The sequence below is a fragment of the Mycobacterium sp. E2327 genome (assembly GCF_001672675.1).
In the GTDB taxonomy this organism is placed as follows: Bacteria; Actinomycetota; Actinomycetes; order Mycobacteriales; family Mycobacteriaceae; genus Mycobacterium.
The window spans coordinates 1-4,461 of sequence record NZ_LZKE01000244.1 but is presented as its reverse complement, the minus strand read 5'-3'; the positions used below and the strand labels follow the sequence as shown (position 1 = coordinate 4,461).

4 protein-coding genes and 2 pseudogenes are annotated in these 4,461 nt (G+C 68.0%); 4 read left to right on the top strand and 2 right to left on the bottom strand.

Annotation, left to right across the window (positions count from 1 at the left end; all coding sequences use genetic code 11):
- The 4 genes and pseudogenes from A5712_RS28300 to phoU all read left to right on the top strand — a co-directional run.
- A pseudogene (locus A5712_RS28300) lies at nt 1-266 on the top strand (nucleoside-diphosphate sugar epimerase); the annotation flags it as partial.
- A 1-nt stretch (nt 267) separates the two neighbouring features.
- Entirely contained in the window at nt 268-732 is a 465-nt protein-coding gene (locus A5712_RS28295) for a nitroreductase family deazaflavin-dependent oxidoreductase (protein ID WP_068113341.1), read from the top strand.
- 260 nt (nt 733-992) lie between these two features.
- Entirely contained in the window at nt 993-1,343 is a 351-nt protein-coding gene (locus tag A5712_RS30560; protein WP_082973703.1) for a WhiB family transcriptional regulator, read from the top strand.
- A gap of 130 nt (nt 1,344-1,473) precedes the next feature.
- Nucleotides 1,474-2,136: a phosphate signaling complex protein PhoU gene (gene phoU, locus A5712_RS28290; protein WP_068113337.1), complete on the top strand. Its 663-nt coding sequence runs from the start codon at nt 1,474-1,476 to the stop codon at nt 2,134-2,136.
- 20 nt (nt 2,137-2,156) lie between these two features.
- Here the strand turns inward: phoU and eccA are convergent, their stop codons facing one another.
- Both eccA and A5712_RS28280 read right to left on the bottom strand, forming a co-directional pair.
- Nucleotides 2,157-4,007, bottom strand: a complete 1,851-nt coding sequence (eccA, locus tag A5712_RS28285) for a type VII secretion AAA-ATPase EccA (protein ID WP_156766815.1) — start codon at nt 4,005-4,007, stop codon at nt 2,157-2,159.
- Nucleotides 4,008-4,012: 5 nt separating this feature from the next.
- A pseudogene (locus A5712_RS28280) lies at nt 4,013-4,461 on the bottom strand (type VII secretion protein EccE); the annotation flags it as partial.

Genomic DNA, 4,461 nt, shown 5'->3' with positions numbered 1-4,461 from the left:
CCGAGCTGGCCGCGGCGATCGGCGACGTCCTCGGCCGGCCGCTGCGCTACCAGGAGGCGCCGACGGAAGTGGTGCGGCAGCGGTTCATCGCCATCGGGTTCGGCGCCGACTTCGCCGACGCCTACATCGCCATGCTCGCCGAGACGCTCGACAAGCCCGCGCTGGTCACCCACGACGTGGAGAAGATCCTCGGCCGGCCGGCGACGCCGGTCGCGCATTGGGTTTCGGAGCACCGCGACCTGTTCGCCCAAGCGAAAGGAGCCTGACGTGTCCGAGCCACGCCCGCCGCGCTATCTCAAGCCCATGAACAAGGTGATGATGGCGGTCCAGCGGCTGGGGATCCCCACCGGACCCGCCATGGTGCTGACGGTGCCCGGCCGCAAGTCGGGTCAGCCGCGCCGCACTCCGATGACGCCGTTCGAATTTGGCGGCGGCCTCTACGTGGTGGCCGGTTACCCCGGCGCCGACTGGGCGGCCAACGCCCGCGCCGCGGGCAGCGGCACACTGAGCCGGGGCCGACGCTCGCGCGAGGTCAGGATTATCGAGCTCGACGGCGACGAGGCGCGTCCGGTGCTACGGGCGTTCGCCACCGAGGTGCCCGTCGGGGTGGCGTTCGCGAAGCGCTCGGGGATGGTGCGCGACGGAACCGCCGATGAATTCGAGGCGCTGGCGGGCCGCGTCGCCGTGTTCCGGTTCGAGCCGAACGTCAAACAGCGCGAGAAATCCTGCTGATTTTCTCGCGCTGTGTGTCGGCGAGAGGCCATCGACCCGATCGCCTAACGCCTGATCCCTTGTCCGGCGGGTCGATTCATCCTTATCCGCCTTGGACACGACTTCGCTGATCCGCCCGCGGTAACCGCACGCCAACTGCCGGGAACGGCTACATTGCAAGCAGACGAATCGCTGCATTGCCGGGTTTTCAGCGGTGACCTCCCGGGAATCAGGGCAGTGTGTTCTGCTGCGGTGGGGATGTCGAGCCGGGGAGAAAGCCGATGTCAGGATCACAGGACGCCGGTCAAAGGCGGCAAGGTGCGGTTTCCCGAGGAGCGCTGCGCAGCGCGGGAGCGGCGGAACCGACCGATTGGGTGTCTCGAGCCCGCTGCCGGACCATCGACCCCGACACACTCTTTGTCCGGGGCGCCGCCCAGCGCGAAGCCGCGCTGGTCTGCCGACACTGCCCGGTTATGCAGGAGTGCGGAGCGGAAGCGTTGGACAACCGGGTGGAATTCGGTGTCTGGGGCGGGATGACCGAGCGCCAACGACGGGCCCTGCTCCAGCGGCACCCCGAGATGGCGTCCTGGTCAAAGTTTCTGAGCGAACGACGAAATCGCGGCGTGGGCTGACCTGCGCGCCGTGTCCAATCAGGACCCGTCGCAACCTGTCTCGCCGCATCCCTGTCGGAGATTGCCGTCCGGTCCTGGAGCAAAGCTAACCCGAACAGCGGCGTAACCTGGCCGGACGTAACCTAGGGCAATGCGCACGGCCTACCACGAGCAGCTAGCCGCCCTCAATGAGCAGCTCGCCGATATGTGCGCAATGGCCGGCGCCTCGATGCAGGACGCCACCCAGGCCCTACTGCAGGCCGACCTTGTGCTGGCCGAAAAGGTCATCGCCGAGAAGGGCGAGCTCGCCAAGATGAGCGGCGCCGCCGAAGACTCCGCGTTCGTGCTGCTCGCCCTGCAAGCGCCGGTGGCCGGCGACCTCCGAGCCGTGGTCACCGCGATCAGGCTCTGCGCCGACGTCGAACGCATGGGCGGCCTGGCCGCCCACGTCGCAAAGATCGTTCGCCGCCGCCATCCCGAACATGTGCTGCCCGAACAGGCCAACGGCTATTTTGCTGAGATGGGCCGCGTGGCAGTCGAATTGGGCAGTGCCGCCGAAGAGGTGTTGCGCACCGGTGACCCCGAAAAGGCGCGCCTCATCAACGTCGAAGACGACGCGATGGACGACCTGCATCGCGAGCTGTTCGCCGAGCTGATGGACCGCGAGTGGCAACACGGCGTGGCCGCCGCGGTCGATGCGACCCTGTTGGGCAGGTTCTACGAACGCTTCGCCGACCACGCCGTCGAAATCGCCAGGCGGGTCATCTTCCAGGCCACCGGCAGGTTCCCGGACAGCGCGGATCCCGTCGGCTAGCGGACGGTGTCGACCGCCGATTACCAGACGATGGCGGCCATATCACGGTTGTCCGAACACACGCTGCGCACGGCTGCCTCGATGTCGGCGCCGGTGATGATCTGCAGGTCCTCGACGGTCACGGGCCGGCCCGACCGCTTCTGGGCGACGACCCGGGTATCACGGAACCCCTCGGCGCGCTCGATGACGTTGCGGGCGAACCGGCCGTTCTGCATGGCGTCGATCCCGTGCTGACCGCCGGGAGTGGTGTAGTTGCGGATCGTGGTGGCCGCCGCCAAGAACGCTTCCCGGGCGCCATCGTCGAGCAGGCTGGCCCGCGGGGTGGCGTAGCGTTGGCCGATCTCGACGATCTCGGCCGGCGAGTACGACTCGAACCGCAGTTTGCGGTTGAACCGACCGGCCAAACCCGGGTTGACCGTGAGGAATTGGTCCACCTGGTCCTCGTAGCCGGCCCCGATGAAGCAGAAGTCGAATCGATGGGTTTCCAAAGCGACGAGCAGCTGGTTGACGGCCTCCATGCCGATCATGTCGGGGGTGCCGTCCTGGTGGCGTTCGATCAGCGAGTAGAACTCGTCCATGAAAATGATTCGGCCGAGCGACTTTTCGATCAGCTCGTTGGTCTTGGGCCCGGATTCCCCGATGTAGTGGCCGCAGAAGTCGGACCGGCGGACCTCGCGGATCTCGGGGTGGCGCACGATGCCCATCCCGGCGTAGATCTTGCCCAGCGCCTCGGCAGTGGTCGTCTTGCCGGTTCCCGGTGGTCCCACCAGCAGCATGTGGTTGGTCTGGCCCTCCACCGGTAGCCCGTGTTCGAGGCGCATCATGCGCACCTCGAGCTGGTCCTCCAGCGCCGACACCGCCTGCTTGACCGCCGCCAGGCCCACCTGTTTGGCTAACAGCCGGCGGCCCTCGGCCAATAGCTCGGCGCGCCGCTCGGCCGCCTCGGCGTCGTCGAGCTGCTCGCGGCTTTTCGCCGTCGAGGCGTCCCACTTGTCGGTGCGGCTGGCGATGGTCTGCTCGTCGGTCACGACCAGCTGCAGGTTCGGGTCGGCCAGCGCGGCCTTCGCCGCATCGGTCAGCACCCCGTTGATGGTCGCCTTGGACAGCCAGATCTGGGCGCGGTCCTCCTCGTGCAGCTGGCGGTGCACCATGCCGCGCACGTACGCCAAATCCGCTACGAGCAGCGGAATGTCGGCCGGGCCGATCGAGGCGGTCAACACCTCGGCGCCGAACCGGCTCGACGACGCATTCTGGCCGATCACGTCGACGCGATCCAGCCAGTCCAGCGCCACCCGGCCCTGCCCGAGGTGTGCGGCGGCATGCGCCGCGAGTGCGCAGATCGACGCCGTCACCGCCGACATGATGATCGCCTGCGGCGGCAGCTCTTCCGCTGCCGTCAACAACACATCCGACCAGCGCTGCGTCGCATACATCAGGAACGCCCGCGCCAGCTGATGCCACTGGTAGTTGCCCCACGAGTCGAGCAGCTCGCGGTTGGCCAAAAGCTTGTCCGCCTCGGCATATTCGCCGGCGATCGTCAGCGCCGAGGACAGCGCCAACCCCACCTGGGACGCGTCGGTGACCGTGATGCCGATATAGGGGCCCAATTGCATCTCGGCAGCGAGCGTGCGGCCAATCCGGGTGGTCTCCCGGTGCAACCATTCGCGATGATGGTTGAGCCGCTTCAGCGAGGCCAGATCGTTGTCGCCGCAGGCAATCCGGCCGAGCCAGGCGTCGGCCATCGAGGGGTCGGCTTCGGTGGCAGCGACGAACTCCGGCAGCGCTGCGGCGGGCCCCTGCCGGTCCCTGATCGTCATGGCGCGGTCGAAATGCCGACGCGCCGTGAGCAAGTCCCCCATTGTCTGCACCATCCTGGCTAGGTCGCGAACGACATCGCGACCGACTCGAGGTTGACATAGCGGTTCTCTGCACGAAACAGGTCCATGTTCACCAGCCATGTCTCGCCGGCCGCGGTGACTCGCACCGTCGCACCACTCACCTGCTGGATGGCCACCTCGAACGCGTGCCCGTGACCGTCGGGTAGCGCGGTGCCGGCCGGGGCGACTGTGATCACGGTGGCCGGCCGGGGCGCGGGCGAGATCGCGACGTCCCTGGCGTCCGGCCGGGCGAGTTCGACGACGCTGACGGTGGTGCGCGGCGCCGGCCGCGAGGTGCTGACGACGCTGACCACCGGCATCCGCACGCTGGCCCAACGCTTCATGTCGCGGGTGTGCACGCACACCCGCTCGCCGGCGCCGGCGGTGCGGATCACGATCCGCTTGGCGATCGCGTCGTCGGCAGCGACGAACACCCGTGACAGCTCCC